This is a genomic window from Candidatus Diapherotrites archaeon (genome assembly GCA_030688545.1).
Lineage (GTDB): Archaea > Iainarchaeota > Iainarchaeia > Iainarchaeales > VGJJ01 > VGJJ01.
Map to the genome: position 1 here is coordinate 257,773 of JAUYHT010000006.1, position 14,368 is coordinate 272,140.

Sequence of the window (14,368 nt, forward strand, 5' to 3'; positions counted from 1 at the left end):
CCTGAGGGGAAGCGGATTTTTGATTAAGGAGGGAGCGAAACACCAATTATAGGTACGCGTGAAACTGGTTTCACTCCCCAAACATGGGTTTATATGGCTTTTTCGTCTGGGAATACATACATTATGCTTCCTCCACGCACCCTGGGATATGTTCTCGTAATTTGTGCCATCGTCCTGGGCGGCATCCTCTTTTCCCTCAAATCCAACGCGGACACGCAGGGATTGGCATTGTGCCAGGCCTACACCGAGCAGAACAAGGACATGGCCTCCTGCCCCGCGCACGACGACAACGTTTCCTGGTCTTTCATCACCGCCTTCGGCATCACCTTCATCGCCCTGGGCACGGGAGTGTATTTTGTAGTGGCACCTGTTCCTCCTTCCCCTCCCAATGAGGCGGTCGCCCTCTCCCCCGCCCCCACCTTCGATGCCTCTTCCCTGGAAGGGGATGAAAAAGGGGTGTGGGAAAAGATGGTGGAGGCCAACGGTTCATTATTCCAGAGTGACCTGACGCGAACAACGGGGTTTTCCAAGGTGAAGCTCTCCCGCATTCTGGACAAGCTGGAATCCAAAGGGGCCATCGAGCGCAAGCGCCGGGGAATGGCCAACCTGGTCGTGGCGAAGTAATTTCCAAACCATCCCGGAATGTTCAGTAGGCGGCCCTTGTCCTTATTATTTTAGGTTAAAAGTATCCTTTTACCAGGTGGTCTTGATATAGCCGGAGGCGATAATCGCCGGATCTTTAGTTATAGCCGTACCTCCTAATACCTTGGCCGTGGCCGTAATAATCTTATCATGGATTTCAGGCACCTTTTCTAAATGCTGGCACACTCGGATAATCCCGAGAGTCAAATCATAAACAATGTAGTTACTGCTTTCCCCTATTTTACCTAAAAGTTCGGAGAACAATTCACTTGAATCCTTTTTCTCGCAGATATAGAGTGCTTCTGCCAACACGATGGTTGGAATGACGATCGTGTTTTCACCTTTTTCGGCCTGCCGGAATACTGATGCGGCATTTGAGGATAATTGGATGTTTTCCGTCAAAAACCATAATAGTGAATGGGTATCCGCGATATACATCATCGTAATGAATGAAACAGAGACTTCTCAGAGTCGGCAATATCTGTTTCCGATATCTCGATGCTTTTCCAGAGTCCGGCGATTGACACTACCTTTTTAGCGCCAGGTTGGATGGCACTTTTCAGCTCATTCAACGCATGCTCCAGATCTTCCATCTTTTTAGCGAGCAATAGCGAATCCATATTATCATTTACCTAAAAGATTCTTTATATAGGTACTGGAGGTAAATCGCCATTAGCCCATTATTAAAATTCCACCTCCCAAACCATCCTGAAATGGTCAGAAGGCGGCCCTTAATCCTTATTAACCAAAAATTCCAACCCTTTCCATGCGCATCCGTCAAGCTACTGCCAAAGATATCATTCCCATGGCCCGTCTCATGATGGACGTTTACTCCAAGCCGCCATTCAATGCCCGCCGACCACTTTCGGAAGCGGTGAAGAGCCTCCGATACTACTTGAAGATGGGCCACGCATTCGTGGCAGAGGAAAGGAAAGAATTGGTGGGAGCTACTGTTCTCCGGGTCGATCGTTTTTGGGAAGGAAATGTCTTGATCATAGAGGATCTGGCGGTGAAGGAAACCCCTGGCTCCCAAAACGTGCGTAAGGCCCTCCTTTCCAGCATGAGGAAATACGCCAAGCAGAAAAAGGCACACCTGATCTCCTTCTCCACCCTCCTCAAATCCCCCAACCTTGGATTCTACGAGAAAAATGGATTCAAATTACGGAAGGATTTGGGGATATTCGAGAAGCGGATTTGAAAAGTATCCATTCAATCGACTTGACATTAATCGCCGCTCTTTTTTTTCTATGCGGTTTCACATCCATACGAATGTAGCGAAGGCCGATAACAGCAAAGCGGCGAGGAGGCTGAGGAGCAATCCCGTTTTGGCCATCTGGGGAACGGTGACAGCGCCCGTGGAGTAGGCGATGGCATTTGGAGGAGTGCCCATGGGGGCGGTGAAATCAATCGAGGCCGCGATCGCGGTGACCACCACAATGACCTCCACCGGTATCCCCAATGCGGGGGCGAGGGGGATGGTCAATGGAATCATGAGCGCGGCCGAGGCGGTGTTGGAGGCGAACATGGTGACGATAATCCCCACCACGGCGAGAAGGAAAATGAGAAGGAAAATAGGCAACCCCACCGCGTGCGCGGAGATGAGCGCCGCGAGGTGCGCGTCAATCCCGGTGGCCTGGAAGGCGCTCCCCAGAACAATGCCTGACCCAATGAGGGAAAGAATGGGCCAATCCACTTTCTTGAAATCTTCCGTTTCAAGCAAGCGGAATAAGTAGAGGAGGAGAATGGGTACTAATGCCACGACGCTCGTGGATAATTTCGTGAGAGAATCGGTGGCCCAGAGGAGCGCGGTGAGGAGGAATATCCCTATGACCAGCCGCTGGCCCTTGTTTAATTTTTCGATGTGAGGACGGAGTCGGAGCCTTTTGATTTCCGGAGGATAGATGCGCAGCACCACCCCCCAAATCACAAAAAGAAAAATGAGGACGAAAGGAAGGCCGTAGAACATCCAGTCCCAGAATCCGAAGGCCATTCCCATCTCCCCCAAATATTTGGCCGCGAGGGGATTGGGAGTAGATCCCACGAGTGTACCTAAACCCCCGACGGTGGCGGCGTAAGCCACCCCCAAAATAAAGGCTTTGGCGAAGGAGGACGTGGAAAGGGGCAGTTTGTTCTGGTGGAGCACAAATAGCACAATAGGAATCATCAGCGCGGCGGAGGCGGTGTTGGACATCCATAACGAGAGAAAGGCTGTGAGGAACATGAACCCGAGCAGCACCATGGATGGTTTCTCTCCCAGGTGGGATAATACCCGGTGGGCGATGAGGTGGTCCAATCCATGCTTCTGGAGGGCGATAGCCAGGACGAATCCTCCCAATAATAGAACGACAATGGGATCGAAGTAGAGAGGGAATATTTCCCCAGGAGAAAACCCCCCAAGCAGGATGAGGAGGAACGCAATGAGGAGACCCGTGATGTGCAAGGGCAATGCTTCCGTGAACCAATACACCACCGCCAGCACCGTAATGGCCAGCACCAATTGGGCCCGGGGTTCCCATCCTAAATCCAGGAAGAAATATACCAGCCCCGCGAGAACAGGACCCAAAACCAGCGTGCGCTCCCGCGATGCCCATCCCATACCCATCCAAAACCCTCCCCATTAAAATATCCCGCGGGCGGGTTGGAAAGCAGGAAATCAGTTAATCAGGTTCACATCGTTATTTGAGGATAAATCAAGCCCGATTGAATTCAAAAATGGGAGTCATTCAGTGATTCGATTTATTTCTCAAACGGATCTATCTTCCCTAGGCAAAGTTGAAAAGATAGGCAGGCTTATATTTCCAGAATTTTTCTTCCCAGAATGCGGTGGCAAAAAATTGGGGCAGCGATTGGGTTTGGTCTAATTATTTTTATTATCGCGTCCATTTTCACACCTAACAATCAGGATTCAACTTTATCCGTCATTTTATCGGTATCCACATTCCTCTTTGGGGTTTTCATCGCTTTTGCTATTTCAGATCGCCGCAGCCGCATGGATGCCATTCGTGAGAATGATTCTGTGGAACGTGGATATATCGAAGAATTGTATCGTCTGTCATCCATTTTTGGAAAAAAAATTCAAAAAGAATTCCAGATCGTTTTGGATAAATACCTTATGGCCACCCTCGACTATCCTATTTTCTATTACTATTTGACAGAGTACGAATTCAAGCAAATTGACAAAAAAATTAACGAACTGGATATTAGCGGGGATAAAGAAAAGATTGCCTATGGAAATATTATGGATATTATGGAGAAAATGGGGGTGGCCCGAAAAAAAACAATTGCACATATTGGAGACACTCTTTCAATTTTTGAATGGACCATATTCACCTTTCTTTCCATAATAATAATTTCAACCCTTTTACTGTCCAATTCTGGAGAAGTTTATTCTGCATTGGTGGTGGGGATCATGAGCTTTATCATTGCATTGCTTATCGTATTCCTCGACAGCCTGAATTCATTGCAATGGAAAGAGGAAGAACGGCTGTTTGAGCCATACCAGCGGACATTCGAAGCCATCGATTTGATGCGCTATTATCCTGAAGACCTGCTCAGGGAGGGTAGGATTACCAAACACGTTGGAATAAAATACCGGGTAGGCACATACACTTTTTTGAACAACAAGATAATAGGGAAAAAAATTTCCATCAAAGGATAGATATTTCCCTTTGGGCCCCGTACTAATGGTTGGGAGATAACTTTTTTGATTAAACTTTTTTCTTAAAAAAGTTAGTTTGATGAACCCTTTTTCAAAAGGTTCTTTACTAAAAAAGCCCGAGCAATAACCAATACACCCCTACAAAATCAATAGGTTTAAATTATTGTAGGGGTAATTAATGGGAATGGTTTCCAAGAAAAGGAAGCGAATAAGAGGAAATGAATATGACTACTGGAGCCTTTCGGTACGCTTGCCCAATGGAAAGGTCAGAACAGCCCAAAAAATGGTCCGGGACGGGGACGATCCGAAAACCATACGGGTTTGGGCTGATGCACAGGAACTCAAAATATGGCGGAATTGGGCCTCTCAATTCTACGCCGCCGACTCTATCTTTACCCCTGACCAAATCCAGAAAATAGAGGAAATGCGAATTGGATACAAAAAGATTACCCGCCGCTTGACCAAGAATCAACTAAAAGACTTGTTTGATCGCTTTACGGCCAATTTCACATATGAATCTAACGCACTGGAAGGAAGTTCTCTCACTCTCAAGGATGTAGCCATTATCTTGTTTGAGAAAAATATCATCAAAGGAAAAGATTTGCGTGAAATTTATGAAACAGTGAACTCAAGAAATGTAGTGAATCTCATCCTAAAACGAAAATTCAAAGTAACGGAAAAAGACATCATCCGCGTACATAAAATGCTGGTTGACAAAATGGATGTAGAAACAGGATACAAAAAAATACCAAATTGGCTTCCCGGAAGAAAGATTGAAACCACGATGCCCGAAAATGTCGAAAAAGAAATGAAATCATTGGTAGAATTCTACCAAAAAAATAAAACGACTACACACCCATTGAAATTAGCCGCCCAGATCCATGGCAAATTCGAAAAAATACATCCATTTGACGATGGAAATGGCCGCGTGGGACGCTTTCTTATTAACATCATGTTGGTCAATGATGGATATCCACCACTGATTATTCGGAAAACCCAACGCATCCACTACCTGAAATGCTTGGAAGATTTTGACAATGGATATACCCATAATATTGAGCGATTTTTACTGGAAAAATACAAAGACACCTACCGAAAATTCTTCGAAATATACATCAAATATATTTGAATGGGTTATCCTAAGCCCTCGGTGGGCAATGTGGTAATTAGTTCGAATCCTTGGAATTCCAAAAAAACCTTGTTTTTGATGATGAAAAGGGGGATTAATTAGCAGTACGACCCTGCCCTGTATGCGGTAGCGGCAGTTTTCCTTATTTCCTTTGGCCGAAAGTGCAATAGTGCATTAAATTGTGTATAAAGCCAATGCCCTATTTTTTCCCCAGGAATTTGGCGTGCTGTTTGCTCCACACGCTATTGGGTGTTTTCTTGAGCCAGTCCGCGTAGTAATCGATGAATGCCATCCGTTCTTTTCGGTTCTTTTCGACATCCGCACGGAGCGCCTTCCGATCCTTTTCCGTCAATCTGGGGACATCGCTCAGTTCCATAACACCCTCTCCGCCACATCCATAACCCCAATCTCGTTAATATGCCTTTGGAGGAGGGGCACGTCTATTTTTTCCAGGAAAAGCCGATACAAGTGCCGTGCGTCTTCAAAATCTTTATCCGTCCCCAGTAGTAATTTATATGCGATTTGGAGTTCGATCTCGGAGGTAAACAGGCGATGGCCATTGAGGATCACTTCAATCGGATGGCTCATCGAATAGTGGTTGTATTCCGACTTCGCATACTTGATCTCAAAATTCGGGATGACTTTCCCATTTAGGGCAAAGCGGATTGCGGTATCGTTCTCCAAGTATTCATGCAACGCATCCTGCGGATTGGTTGAATTAAGACAGTACATACCCGCCTCCTCTAAAGCGGCCCACCATTCACGCATCCTTTTTTCATCCAGCCGCTCGATGAATAAATCGACATCTTCCGTTTGCCGGCTTCTCCCGAATAAGATGGCAATGTACCCGGAAATGATGACATATTGGATGTCCATCCTATGCAAAATATCCACGAACCCGAGAACCAATTCGTCCAAGTCCGACAGTTCGCGGTCAAACACGATTTTCCCAGGAGAATACTCGAACTCCATGATACAAGAGAAACCCTCCCCTGGGTTATATCCCTTTGGGCAGGGAACCGCCAAAAAAAACCTCGCCACCAGAGCCCAACCCTTTGATAGAAGTCGAATCCATGACTCTTTTTAGGATGGAAAAATGATTGGTTTATTATTCATTTATTGAACCACAATGGTTTTAATTAATTCAAGAGGCACTTAATTGTGGCTGGATTTTTAACGCATGAGTGGATTGCCTATTTGGTATTGCAAAAGCTGAAAAGAAAACAAATTATTTCGCAATCTGAAAACATTGATGATTACTTTTTTGGCGCAGTCGCACCCGATATTCGGTACTCTGCAAATATTGCAAGAGAAATAACACATAAGCCAGGCGGTGAAGAATCGATATTCGAAATGTTAAAAATGAGCGTTCCTTCATTTCCCTTTGTCGCTGGATACGAAACCCACCTGATTACAGACATAGCTTGGTCCAATGATAAAAATTGGCTGAAGGAGAGTATTTACGAACATTATTCAATGAATGCGAATAATACTATTCAAAAAATTACCCTTTATGGTTTGGTCGATGATTATTTTCAAGCCAAGGCAGATTGGCTTTTTCCATATACGTGTGCTGGATATGTTTTTCGCGCGAATGATTTTGAAATTCTTAAAAGGATAAGAATATCTGAAAAAGAAATTTTGGCATATAAATCAATCCTGATTCCTTATTTGCGTGAACCTGGAATTGATAGTATAATCAATCTTGGTTTTTTTCCGGATAATAGAGATGAAACTCTGGTAGCACAGTTCTTGGATGATCATACTTCTATAACAAAATATTTGCAGAAATTTGAGAAAACGGCGGTTGAAAAATGTGTTGAAAGCTTGGAGAAATATGTATGAAGAACTGGGAAGGAATAGCTGTTAGAATTATTATTGGAATGGCAGGAGTGGTTGTATTTTTCCACCTGGTGGAGCGCCTATATTTGTTGTATTTTTTGTTTTTGGTTCTGACGACCCCATAACCTGAAAAGCCCTCGATGAGGTAAACCGTAACCCGTTCAAATCCCCAGCGCTCGCGTTTCTCTATTTATTTAGTTTGAGATTTCCAGGATTACCAGATAATGGGATCAAAACCCTTCGGCCCCAAGCGTTTGAAGAATGTGCTTAATGTCATCTATTACTTTCTGCTGGTTCTTTTTGTCAGAGATGCGAACGAATTTGATGAGGAGATCAACCAGTTCTTCTTGGGAAAATGCCTTGATTTTATTTCCATCCGCAATAAAGTAGAACCGGAATGATTTATACTTGAGTTCCTTGATCACGATGCCGCCTACCCTCCCGAGCGGCTTACCTTTTTTGGGATTTTCTTCCAAGGTTTCCAGGAGATCCAATATCTCATGCGATTCTCCCTTGAATTTTCGCTTGATTTCATCCAAAAGCGAGCGGACTATTTCGACCTGGGCCATTGCGCTTCAACCTCTTTCCGGGCTTCCTTGAGCGAAATCGTATTATTGGAAGCCATCAGAAATTCGCGCAGTTGAACCTTAACGGCCATGCTGTAGAGTCGCTGAAGAATCATATCATAACTTTCCCCCTTCGACCCGAAAGAAGAAATCTTCCGCTTAGTTTCAGTGGACAGCTGAATCGTCGTATTACTCATACCATAACAACTATAGCCACTATAGTTTAAAAGAATTCCTTCAACCACCCCCCCCAATAAATGGTATTTTTACAACCTTTCCAAACCCCTACCAATACGCCGGGAATTTGCTCCCCCCTACCTCAAGCCCTCGATGAGATTGGTACGTTAGGATAAAGTCCCACGCATTCCCAAAGTTGGAATGGATTAAAAGGACTTTACTGCCTCGTTCTCCCATGAATCTGCAGGGCAAGGTTGTGATTATAACTGGGGCGAGCCGAGGTCTTGGAAGGGAACTTGCATTGGCTTTTTCCAAGGAACTGGCTCATGTGGTGGCAAGCGCACGTTCCTCAAAAGAACTTAAGGTGCTTGAAGGTGAGACTAAGGGAATCAGTATTCAAGCGGATGTGATCAAGGATTCCGATATGCTTCAACTCGCCAAAAAGACGGTTTCAAAGTTTGGTCGAATTGATATCTGGGTGAATAATGCAGGGATTTGGATTCCCCACGGTCCAGTTGAAGAGCTTAATTTTTCTCGCGTTCGAGACGTTATTGAAGTAAACCTCTTTGGAACGATGCATGGATCAAAAGCAGCTCTCCTTCAAATGAAAAAACAAGGAAATGGAATGATCATTAACATTCTATCTACAAGTGCTTTAGACGCAAGAGCTGGAAGCTCTGCATATGGTGCGAGCAAGTACGGAATCATCGGATTTGCCAAAGCGCTTCGGAAAGAAGCTGAGCCCTCCGATATTCGAGTCGTGAACATTTATCCAGGCGGAATGCGCACTCATCTATTCGATGAAAAGATACCGGATAATTATTCCAGTTATATGAATCCAAAAGAAGTAGCTCAAAAAATCGTCGAAAATCTTAAGAAGGAAAATCCAGAAGAAGAATTAATACTTAAGAGGCCGAAGCCCTAAGCCCTCAATGGGCGCGAGACGGTAAGGGGTTCAAATCATATAAGGTAGTGTGGGATTGGTTTTGACCAATCTTGCGTGTTTAATAAAGTAGGAACAGATTCTTTTTACATGAAAAATCCGTTGAAACATTCCAGAAGGAAAAAACCCGCACCTAAAACGGATCGTGTAACCATTTTAAATCGCCGTGGAAAGCGGCTACACGGTTTCTTAACCAATGTTGGTAGTACTTCGATCGTGCTAGTACTCCCTGGTGCAGGGGAATCTTGTAATCAAATATTTTATCAAAAAATAGCAAAAGTAGCCGCTGCTCATGGATTGGACTGTTTACGCATGGATTTGTCAGGTTATGGTGAGAGCGAAGGAAATCGGTTTGAGATTACCCCAACGCTCCATGTTCAGGACGTGGTGGATATTTATACTCAACTAAAACCGAATTATTCTTCTTTCTATGCAGCCGGATTTTCATGGGGTGCGTACATAGCATTAATTACTTCACTGCATGTTCCCTTTCACCTTCAATTCATTTTTTCTCCCGCAATATTTTATGAAAATAGGGAAATCAATCATGCATTTAATCGCGCGTGGAAAAGGAATGGGTGGTTGCCGGATTATAATGTATTTGTGAAAAATGGGAGCATCCGACCGCAGAAAGAGAAACACCAACTAAATTATGCATTTTTGACCTCCCTCCGACGATATACGATTGATAACGTGAGCCGCACTCGTGTTCCAACGATATTAGGATGCGGAAAAAAAGAAAAACTATTTGTAAAACAAATAAATCAACTTAAAGAAAAAATTCATGCCCCCGTTCAAAAAAACCTTTTTTCAGGAGTTGGCCATGAAAGTCGAAATCCACTATATTATGAAAAGGCCCTCAAACTTATCAATGACAACTTGCCTACTATTTGATTTCAAACCACACCCTAACTAATGCCACAATTTCTTCCAAATCTAGTTCGCCATCCATTTCGGGGGACGTGCACCCTTTTCAGCTTTTGGATTTGAACTGGTTGCCTGAGAGCCCTCGGTGGGATTCGAACCCACGACCTGCGGTTTACAAAACCGCTGCTCTACCACTGAGCCACGAGGGCGGAATGCGATTTGGGAATGGAATGGCATTCTGACGCATGGCTATTCTGGAGCGGGAATCCATATAAATTCGGTCTCCAGACCAGAAGAAAAAGGGGCGGTCTCCGGTTGACCGCCAGGGGTAGGAAGCCTTATTCAGGCACCCTTATTTCCGGCGCTTTCGAACAATACGCTTTCGCGTAGAGCGGGCGCGCACGGTGCGCGTCTTCCGCGCGGGCTTTCGAACGGTTTTCACCGTTGTTCGGCCGCGTGTTTTCCGCACACTTTTTCGAACCGTTTTGGGACGGGTCGTTTTACGGGTTGTCTTGCGAACAACTCGTTTTGTTTTGCGTTGCACGTGGTTTACCTCCGACGTGTTTATGTAGACTAATTATGTCTGCATTTGTTATTTAAATGTTTGGAATGCATCTTTTGTCGTACAAATGCATGTTTGGCGCCAAAATGTTGGTGCAACGTGCAACAAGTTACAAAATAATGTGAAACACACGCCCAATGTTCGTGCGCAAGAAATATTATTTATCTTTTTGAATGAACAAACGGAAAAAAAGAAATATGATTACAAAAAAACCCAGCGAAAGAATCAGCGTGTGCCAAACCTGCGGCGAATGCTGCAAGCGGTATCCCATTTCCATCTTGCCACACGAGCGTTCCGCGCAAGCGAGGTTCATGGGAGTCAGCGAAGAGGAATTCACGCGCACACATACCCGGCTGCTCGTGCAATTGGTACCTTTTCCCTCCTCCGATCATCCATTGGCGATCGCCACGGCGATGTTGCCCAAAACATTGGTGCAAATACTTGAATCCAATGGATTGGATTCTCCGTATGTCATGATCCTCCCCATGGTGGGTTTGAGAAAAGAGGAATATTGCATCTTTTTCGATGCGGATACTTTCGGATGCACCACCCATCCCGTGAAACCCGCGCAGTGCCGGCTATTTCCTTTCACGAGCCTAAAGGAGAATGAGGATTATGCCACCCTCTATGATTTCTGCGGGTTGGCTACTATCAGTTCCCCGACACAGCATACCTTCGACCATCAACGAGCGCAGAAGGAGCGTATGCATGCCTATTTCGATGCCGTGGCCAAAGAAGGATTGGGTGGCGTCTGGGGAACCCTCCCCCTCAAGGGAAACATCCTTTTCAGGGGAAAAGAGGTTTCCACCATCAGAATGGACGAACTGAATGAATGGCTGTCATTATCCCGAAGCAAAACCCCCCATTTTGACAATCATCGAAAATAGATTCGTCTATCGTAGACTTTGGGAAGCTTTCAGGTAAAAATGTTCATAAACTCCCACCTCCCTCCTCTCTTTCATGAAAGCCACCTCTCATCCAAGAATCGGATGGGGTCTCCTTGCCGGATTGGTTTTGCTGTTATTGCTCGCCGGCTGTGCCCAACCCCCATCCTCAGGAAACAATATTCCCCCAGCCCCTAATCCTCCTCCCACCACCCAGGATGGACGATTAGTTTATGCCATCACCGATGCGGCCGCGGATCTGTCTTCCATTTCAAGGATCGACATGACCATCGACCGCGTGGAAACCCATTCGACAACGTCGGGTTGGACCACCGTTGCTTTCACCCCTCAAACATTCAACCTATTGGATCTCAGGGACCAGGATAAAGCCATGGTGCTCGCCGACGCCGAATTGAATGCCGGTTCATATGACCAGACAAGATTGCACGTGTCCTCTATTCTCATTACGGATATCGAGAACCAGACCCGGGAGGCTTTCCTCCCTTCAGGAGAGCTCCGATTTTCTTCCACCATGAACGTGGATGGGGGGAGCGTGAATACCATTCTCCTGGATGTCCTCGCGGATGTGTCATTGCATCAGACGGGGAATGGCCAATACATTTTTGCCCCCGTCATCCAGGTTGAAACCCGGGAAGATGCGGATGTGACCATCCAGAATGACGACACCATTGTAATAACCTCCGGGAACATCACCTCATCCACGCGTGTGGGCATGGATGTTCAGGGGAACGTGGGGGTGAATGTGCAGATCCCCGCGGACGCGAATGTGGTCATCGAGAATGGGATCGTGGTCATCCGAGGAAGCCTTCTCGTGACCTGAATAATGGATTTGAAACAGGAAATGGGGGATGTCCTATTTTTTGTCCCCCTCTTTTTTTTTATCTAAAAATGTCATTCTCGAATGCCCATTAATCCGTTGGCGGGCATATTCGGGTCAATGGGTTGGGTGAATTCAAGGGTCAATTGGAACCCATTGTGCGCAATTCCTTTGGTCAGTGTCCCATCCCACATCTGCATCCCCAGCATGAATCCCACGTGCAAGTCCCCATAAATCCCATCCTTGAGGTTCATGAAATGCCCTGACACCGAGACGATGCGCCCATTCCGCAGTTCCTGCGAGACGAAGCGGTTGTGATTGAAGTATTGCACCGTGGCTTCCTTCAGAAGTCCGTCGGCCGTGATCGCCGTGGTTTCTCTGATTCCGTGTTCGCGGATGGCTTGCCGCAACCCTTGGAGCACGTCATCCCCATCCTCGAACGCCAGGACGAGATTCTTCTTCGTGCTCCTTCCGGTGTAAATAGTCGAATCGAATTGGCTCATGCCTATTCCCCCTCTCTGCCATACATATCCTTTCCCGGTTTATTAGCCTATTCGATTGTGTAGCAATTACCTTTTTGTAGGGGTATCTCCTTCATCTTACATGGATACCCTTTCTTCCTTGGCCGCAGAGGCCCATACCTGCACCCGTTGCCCGCTGTCCCGCTCCCGCACCCTCGCGGTACCGGGAGAAGGGCCGTCGAACGCGACCATCCTTCTAATTGGAGAAGCCCCGGGGCGGAATGAAGACCTTCATGGGCGGCCTTTTGTGGGCGCGGCGGGAAAGAAGCTGGAGGGGCTCCTGGCTCAAGCGGGGTTGGCGCGGGAAGACGTATTCATTACTTCCGTCGTAAAATGCCGCCCCCCTGAAAACAGGGTGCCTACTTTTGAGGAGGCCACCACCTGCAAGATTAAATTCCTCCAACCCCAAATCCACCTCATTCGACCCGCGCTTATTGGCCTCATGGGACGGACGGCGATTTCCCACGTGTTGGGAGAGAAAATAGACCTGGAAACCATGCACGGGAAGGTACTGGAAAGGAATGGCCAGAGGTACATGATCCTCTACCATCCGGCCGCCATGATCTATAACCAGAACTTAAAGGCAGTCATGGAAAAGGATTTTAGGGAATTAACTCCTCATGGGGGGGAGAAACATGCCTTTCGTTAAACGAACACGTACTCCTCGCAAACCCCGGATGACCTCAAGCAGGGAACGGGCACTTCTTTCGCGGGTAGAATTGCGCCATGAAAAAAGGGTATCCGAGCTGAAAGATATTCGTTATGCTTTCGACCAAAAAGAGGAAGTGCGGCTCGCCCGGAAACGAGTTTGGGGTATTCTGCTGGGGGAAGAAAAAGCATCCACCATCTATGCCGCCTTGGTTCCCCTGCTGGGTTTCAAGCTGGATTATTTGGATGCCGCCTACAACCATGTTGTGATTGCCCTCGATAATACGGAACGTATCCTCCGGCGGAAGGACGTGCCTCCCGGCCTTCGCCGCGCCATCGAACGCCATGCGGAAACCCTCCGAGAGTTGCAGGATCGCTACTTGGAAGATATTGCTCATTTTTCGAATATCCAGACATTGTATAAGCGAACCGCCAAACGGGTCAAGGAAGAAGGGATCGACCCTCAGGAGGTTCAGAAAACATTTTCCCTTTTGCAGAAAGAAACGGATTATTATTACATTCTCTGAAAAGGATAAAGCAACCGGAAAAAAAAGTAGGTATCTCACTTCTTCCCCAAGAACTTAGCGTGCTGTTTGCTCCACACCTTGTTGGGGGTTTTTTTCAGCCACTCCGCGTAATGTTCCACGAATGCCATCCGCTGTTCCGAATTCCGGCGTTTCTCCTCTTCCATCTCCTTCCAGTCTTTCTCGGTCAATGTGGGAAGTCTTTTTTCCATAGAGTGTGCTCTGCCTGCTTTTCGACGCCCAATTCGCGTATATGATGGGATAACAACCCCGTATTTAACTTATCGGGGAATATTTTATACAAATGCCGCGCGTCCTCGAAATCCTTCTCCGTGCCCAAATACCATTTGTAGGCAATCTGTAGTTCAATCTCCGACGTGTATAGCAATCGCCCCTTCAGCCAGATCGGGATTCTCTTTTCCAAAGAATAGCCTGCATATTTCGACGTGGCATAATTCACTTCGAAGTTGGGTTCTGGTTTTCCATTCAACGAGAAACGGGGGGCGATTCCTTCCTCCAACACCTCCAACGTATCCATCAGGGAGAAAGCGTTAATGCATTCAAACC

Annotated in this window: 22 protein-coding genes and 1 tRNA gene; 11 read left to right on the forward strand and 12 right to left on the reverse strand. The window is 46.4% G+C overall.

Features of this window, described 5'->3' with window-relative positions; genetic code table 11:
- The first annotated feature begins 123 nt into the window (after window positions 1–123).
- Window positions 124–624 (forward strand): hypothetical protein, encoded by a 501-nt coding sequence (locus Q8P05_04215; protein ID MDP2666675.1) that lies wholly within the window; start codon window positions 124–126, stop codon window positions 622–624.
- Window positions 625–693: 69 nt separating this feature from the next.
- On the opposite strand, the gene Q8P05_04220 is transcribed toward Q8P05_04215, so the two are convergent.
- Together Q8P05_04220 and Q8P05_04225 are read right to left on the reverse strand one after the other, a co-directional pair.
- Window positions 694–1,080 carry a PIN domain-containing protein gene (locus Q8P05_04220; GenBank protein ID MDP2666676.1) on the reverse strand — a complete coding sequence of 129 codons (387 nt, stop codon included), beginning with the start codon at window positions 1,078–1,080 and terminating at the stop codon, window positions 694–696.
- Window positions 1,080–1,262: a hypothetical protein gene (locus tag Q8P05_04225; protein ID MDP2666677.1), complete on the reverse strand. Its 183-nt coding sequence runs from the start codon at window positions 1,260–1,262 to the stop codon at window positions 1,080–1,082. Before Q8P05_04225 ends, Q8P05_04220 begins: the two co-directional genes overlap by 1 nt.
- Before the next feature lie 146 nt (window positions 1,263–1,408).
- Between Q8P05_04225 and Q8P05_04230 the strand changes: the two genes are divergently transcribed.
- Window positions 1,409–1,840, forward strand: coding sequence for a GNAT family N-acetyltransferase (locus Q8P05_04230; protein MDP2666678.1), 432 nt, complete (start codon window positions 1,409–1,411; stop codon window positions 1,838–1,840).
- Between the two features lie 57 nt (window positions 1,841–1,897).
- Here the strand turns inward: Q8P05_04230 and Q8P05_04235 are convergent, their stop codons facing one another.
- A complete protein-coding gene (locus Q8P05_04235; protein ID MDP2666679.1) occupies window positions 1,898–3,244 on the reverse strand; it encodes a DASS family sodium-coupled anion symporter in 1,347 nt (448 codons plus the stop codon).
- Between the two features lie 216 nt (window positions 3,245–3,460).
- On the opposite strand from Q8P05_04235, the gene Q8P05_04240 reads away from it, so the two are divergent.
- Window positions 3,461–4,300, forward strand: coding sequence for a hypothetical protein (locus tag Q8P05_04240; GenBank protein ID MDP2666680.1), 840 nt, complete (start codon window positions 3,461–3,463; stop codon window positions 4,298–4,300).
- Window positions 4,301–4,484: 184 nt separating this feature from the next.
- Window positions 4,485–5,429 carry a Fic family protein gene (locus Q8P05_04245; protein MDP2666681.1) on the forward strand — a complete coding sequence of 315 codons (945 nt, stop codon included), beginning with the start codon at window positions 4,485–4,487 and terminating at the stop codon, window positions 5,427–5,429.
- Between the two features lie 199 nt (window positions 5,430–5,628).
- Here Q8P05_04245 and Q8P05_04250 read toward each other — a convergent pair whose 3' ends face one another.
- On the reverse strand, window positions 5,629–5,805 hold the full coding sequence (locus Q8P05_04250) for a hypothetical protein (protein ID MDP2666682.1): 177 nt from the start codon (window positions 5,803–5,805) through the stop codon (window positions 5,629–5,631).
- Window positions 5,796–6,401 (reverse strand): hypothetical protein, encoded by a 606-nt coding sequence (locus Q8P05_04255; protein ID MDP2666683.1) that lies wholly within the window; start codon window positions 6,399–6,401, stop codon window positions 5,796–5,798. Before Q8P05_04255 ends, Q8P05_04250 begins: the two co-directional genes overlap by 10 nt.
- 189 nt (window positions 6,402–6,590) lie before the next feature.
- On the opposite strand from Q8P05_04255, the gene Q8P05_04260 reads away from it, so the two are divergent.
- Window positions 6,591–7,274 (forward strand): hypothetical protein, encoded by a 684-nt coding sequence (locus tag Q8P05_04260; GenBank protein ID MDP2666684.1) that lies wholly within the window; start codon window positions 6,591–6,593, stop codon window positions 7,272–7,274.
- A gap of 227 nt (window positions 7,275–7,501) precedes the next feature.
- Here the strand turns inward: Q8P05_04260 and Q8P05_04265 are convergent, their stop codons facing one another.
- Together Q8P05_04265 and Q8P05_04270 are read right to left on the reverse strand one after the other, a co-directional pair.
- A complete protein-coding gene (locus Q8P05_04265; GenBank protein ID MDP2666685.1) occupies window positions 7,502–7,840 on the reverse strand; it encodes a hypothetical protein in 339 nt (112 codons plus the stop codon).
- The gene (locus Q8P05_04270) at window positions 7,822–8,034 is read right to left on the reverse strand and encodes a hypothetical protein (protein MDP2666686.1); all 213 of its coding nucleotides are present in this window, start codon (window positions 8,032–8,034) and stop codon (window positions 7,822–7,824) included. Before Q8P05_04270 ends, Q8P05_04265 begins: the two co-directional genes overlap by 19 nt.
- Window positions 8,035–8,249: 215 nt before the next feature.
- Here Q8P05_04270 and Q8P05_04275 point away from each other — a divergent pair, with 215 nt between their 5' ends.
- Together Q8P05_04275 and Q8P05_04280 are read left to right on the forward strand one after the other, a co-directional pair.
- Complete coding sequence (locus tag Q8P05_04275; protein ID MDP2666687.1) at window positions 8,250–8,939, forward strand: SDR family oxidoreductase; 690 nt, start codon at window positions 8,250–8,252, stop codon at window positions 8,937–8,939.
- Between the two features lie 108 nt (window positions 8,940–9,047).
- Window positions 9,048–9,851: an alpha/beta fold hydrolase gene (locus Q8P05_04280; protein ID MDP2666688.1), complete on the forward strand. Its 804-nt coding sequence runs from the start codon at window positions 9,048–9,050 to the stop codon at window positions 9,849–9,851.
- A gap of 110 nt (window positions 9,852–9,961) precedes the next feature.
- On the opposite strand, the gene Q8P05_04285 is transcribed toward Q8P05_04280, so the two are convergent.
- Window positions 9,962–10,033: transfer RNA gene (locus tag Q8P05_04285), tRNA-Thr, on the reverse strand.
- Between the two features lie 143 nt (window positions 10,034–10,176).
- Window positions 10,177–10,368 (reverse strand): hypothetical protein, encoded by a 192-nt coding sequence (locus Q8P05_04290; protein MDP2666689.1) that lies wholly within the window; start codon window positions 10,366–10,368, stop codon window positions 10,177–10,179.
- 215 nt (window positions 10,369–10,583) lie between these two features.
- Here Q8P05_04290 and Q8P05_04295 point away from each other — a divergent pair, with 215 nt between their 5' ends.
- A complete protein-coding gene (locus tag Q8P05_04295; protein ID MDP2666690.1) occupies window positions 10,584–11,273 on the forward strand; it encodes a YkgJ family cysteine cluster protein in 690 nt (229 codons plus the stop codon).
- A 73-nt stretch (window positions 11,274–11,346) separates the two neighbouring features.
- Window positions 11,347–12,111 carry a DUF4382 domain-containing protein gene (locus Q8P05_04300; protein ID MDP2666691.1) on the forward strand — a complete coding sequence of 255 codons (765 nt, stop codon included), beginning with the start codon at window positions 11,347–11,349 and terminating at the stop codon, window positions 12,109–12,111.
- Between the two features lie 71 nt (window positions 12,112–12,182).
- Here the strand turns inward: Q8P05_04300 and Q8P05_04305 are convergent, their stop codons facing one another.
- Window positions 12,183–12,611 (reverse strand): DUF296 domain-containing protein, encoded by a 429-nt coding sequence (locus Q8P05_04305; protein ID MDP2666692.1) that lies wholly within the window; start codon window positions 12,609–12,611, stop codon window positions 12,183–12,185.
- A 100-nt stretch (window positions 12,612–12,711) separates the two neighbouring features.
- On the opposite strand from Q8P05_04305, the gene Q8P05_04310 reads away from it, so the two are divergent.
- A complete protein-coding gene (locus Q8P05_04310) occupies window positions 12,712–13,278 on the forward strand; it encodes a uracil-DNA glycosylase (GenBank protein ID MDP2666693.1) in 567 nt (188 codons plus the stop codon).
- Window positions 13,265–13,804, forward strand: coding sequence for a hypothetical protein (locus tag Q8P05_04315; GenBank protein MDP2666694.1), 540 nt, complete (start codon window positions 13,265–13,267; stop codon window positions 13,802–13,804). Before Q8P05_04310 ends, Q8P05_04315 begins: the two co-directional genes overlap by 14 nt.
- 35 nt (window positions 13,805–13,839) lie before the next feature.
- Here Q8P05_04315 and Q8P05_04320 read toward each other — a convergent pair whose 3' ends face one another.
- Complete coding sequence (locus Q8P05_04320) at window positions 13,840–14,013, reverse strand: hypothetical protein (protein MDP2666695.1); 174 nt, start codon at window positions 14,011–14,013, stop codon at window positions 13,840–13,842.
- Window positions 13,989–14,339 (reverse strand): hypothetical protein, encoded by a 351-nt coding sequence (locus tag Q8P05_04325; GenBank protein MDP2666696.1) that lies wholly within the window; start codon window positions 14,337–14,339, stop codon window positions 13,989–13,991. Before Q8P05_04325 ends, Q8P05_04320 begins: the two co-directional genes overlap by 25 nt.
- Between the last annotated feature and the right edge of the window lie 29 nt (window positions 14,340–14,368).

Bases quoted from the DNA above. Each gene is read 5' to 3' on its own strand.
- Q8P05_04240 (MDP2666680.1), top strand. From the start codon at position 3,461: ATGCGGTGGCAAAAAATTGGGGCAGCGATTGGGTTTGGTCTAATTATT.
- Q8P05_04275 (MDP2666687.1), top strand. From the start codon at position 8,250: ATGAATCTGCAGGGCAAGGTTGTGATTATAACTGGGGCGAGCCGAGGT.
- Q8P05_04220 (MDP2666676.1), bottom strand. From the start codon at position 1,080: ATGTATATCGCGGATACCCATTCACTATTATGGTTTTTGACGGAAAAC.
- Q8P05_04310 (MDP2666693.1), top strand. From the start codon at position 12,712: ATGGATACCCTTTCTTCCTTGGCCGCAGAGGCCCATACCTGCACCCGT.
- Q8P05_04305 (MDP2666692.1), bottom strand. From the start codon at position 12,611: ATGAGCCAATTCGATTCGACTATTTACACCGGAAGGAGCACGAAGAAG.
- Q8P05_04300 (MDP2666691.1), top strand. From the start codon at position 11,347: ATGAAAGCCACCTCTCATCCAAGAATCGGATGGGGTCTCCTTGCCGGA.
- Q8P05_04325 (MDP2666696.1), bottom strand. From the start codon at position 14,339: ATGGATACGTTGGAGGTGTTGGAGGAAGGAATCGCCCCCCGTTTCTCG.
- Q8P05_04270 (MDP2666686.1), bottom strand. From the start codon at position 8,034: ATGAGTAATACGACGATTCAGCTGTCCACTGAAACTAAGCGGAAGATT.
- Q8P05_04235 (MDP2666679.1), bottom strand. From the start codon at position 3,244: ATGGGTATGGGATGGGCATCGCGGGAGCGCACGCTGGTTTTGGGTCCT.
- Q8P05_04320 (MDP2666695.1), bottom strand. From the start codon at position 14,013: ATGGAAAAAAGACTTCCCACATTGACCGAGAAAGACTGGAAGGAGATG.
- Q8P05_04250 (MDP2666682.1), bottom strand. From the start codon at position 5,805: ATGGAACTGAGCGATGTCCCCAGATTGACGGAAAAGGATCGGAAGGCG.
- Q8P05_04295 (MDP2666690.1), top strand. From the start codon at position 10,584: ATGATTACAAAAAAACCCAGCGAAAGAATCAGCGTGTGCCAAACCTGC.
- Q8P05_04255 (MDP2666683.1), bottom strand. From the start codon at position 6,401: ATGGAGTTCGAGTATTCTCCTGGGAAAATCGTGTTTGACCGCGAACTG.
- Q8P05_04230 (MDP2666678.1), top strand. From the start codon at position 1,409: ATGCGCATCCGTCAAGCTACTGCCAAAGATATCATTCCCATGGCCCGT.
- Q8P05_04265 (MDP2666685.1), bottom strand. From the start codon at position 7,840: ATGGCCCAGGTCGAAATAGTCCGCTCGCTTTTGGATGAAATCAAGCGA.
- Q8P05_04280 (MDP2666688.1), top strand. From the start codon at position 9,048: ATGAAAAATCCGTTGAAACATTCCAGAAGGAAAAAACCCGCACCTAAA.
- Q8P05_04225 (MDP2666677.1), bottom strand. From the start codon at position 1,262: ATGGATTCGCTATTGCTCGCTAAAAAGATGGAAGATCTGGAGCATGCG.
- Q8P05_04315 (MDP2666694.1), top strand. From the start codon at position 13,265: ATGCCTTTCGTTAAACGAACACGTACTCCTCGCAAACCCCGGATGACC.
- Q8P05_04215 (MDP2666675.1), top strand. From the start codon at position 124: ATGCTTCCTCCACGCACCCTGGGATATGTTCTCGTAATTTGTGCCATC.
- Q8P05_04245 (MDP2666681.1), top strand. From the start codon at position 4,485: ATGGTTTCCAAGAAAAGGAAGCGAATAAGAGGAAATGAATATGACTAC.